This is a genomic window from Siminovitchia fordii DSM 16014 = CIP 108821 (assembly GCF_000374565.1).
In the GTDB taxonomy this organism is placed as follows: Bacteria; Bacillota; Bacilli; order Bacillales; family Bacillaceae_C; genus Siminovitchia; species Siminovitchia fordii.
On the sequence record NZ_KB894728.1, the window covers coordinates 1 to 1,342 of the forward strand.

Here is a 1,342-nt window from a genome sequence, read left to right on the forward strand (position 1 = left end):
GCCTTATTAGAGGTCAAGATAATGGAAGACTGATTATACAAGTCATTAATTAAATGAAAGAACATATTAGCTTCTTGTTGATCCATTGCCATAAACATTAAGTCATCTATTATGACTAAATCAGCCTCTCTAATTCTTTTCATTCTTGCTTTTGACTTTCGTGTGATTTCTTCTGTTTTCAGGTTATGAATTAAATCTCCCATTGATGTGAATATCGCTTTATACCCTTGGTTAATAGCCTCTATTCCTAGGCCTACGGCCAGGTGAGTTTTACCTACACCTGGTGGCCCTAATAAAATCAAATTGTACAGCTGTTCTATCCAAGTTAAATCTTTTAATCTATTTAGTTGTTTGTTGCTTAAAGACTTTTGTTCTTTTAAATTAAACTCCTCAAGTGTTTTGCTGAAAGGAAAAGTTGCCCACTTTAATCGGTTGTTTAGTTGCTTTTCTTCTCTTCGAGTTTGCTCATAAGAAGTGACATCTAACAGGAATTGAGTAAATGAAAGGTCTTTTTGCTCAGCTTCTCTGATCAAATGGGGGAGATGCTTGGCAGTTTCAACGAGTCTTAACCCTTTCATTATGTCTTGTAATTGTTGGATTTGGCTCATCGCTATTCAACCTCCATTAAAACCGTGTAAGTATCTACTTTTCTTTTGTATGCTTCTGTTTCTAAAACCCATTCTGATAGCCTGTTCAAAGTCTTAACTTCTTTCTTTTTATCAATAACTGTTTCATGTACCTGGCGCTGACGTTTCACATATGCAATGATATCGCCAAAATCAGTTGCACTGTATAATTTCCTTTTTAAACACTCTGCTAACGCTTTAGTCCGTACTTCGTTATCGATACCTTTTGTTTCGCGCAAGATGATTTGCAACTGGTCTTTAATGTAACGAGGATTTTTTTCCCTAACCTTCTCTAAATATTTAAAGGCTAGTTCTTTATCTTCAAATCTCTCAGCCACTGTATTAATGAATGCTCCAACACCTTTTGTACGATCCCTACTATGTTTTTTATCTTTTATTAACATCCCTTTCCCTTCGGGAATTGAATGTTTTGCAATAATTTCGCCAGTATCAGGTATATAAATAACTAATTCTTTAGTCTCCGTTTCCTTGATACATACTTTTTCATATTTGTTATAAGTTCCAAGTGGAAGAGAGTACCGATTAGATTGGTAACGAATAGTATTGTCCTTATGAACACATCTTGCTATACTTATCTCATAGTTATTTTGAATATCTATATTTTGGGAGACTGGTTTTAAGTGTTGCTTTTCCAGGAGGAACACTTCGAATGGTCTCTTTTTTGTTGTATTGTGTATTTTATAGTTACCCGTTCT

At 34.6% G+C, this 1,342-nt stretch carries 1 protein-coding gene and 1 pseudogene; both read right to left on the reverse strand.

Translation table 11 applies throughout. The annotated features are described in order from the left end of the window. A partial coding sequence (locus C509_RS0123075; protein ID WP_018709282.1) for an ATP-binding protein occupies positions 1–608 on the reverse strand: 608 nt, incomplete at its 3' end. Positions 609–610: 2 nt separating this feature from the next. After that, positions 611–1,342 (reverse strand): annotated as a pseudogene (locus tag C509_RS24545) (IS21 family transposase); the annotation flags it as partial.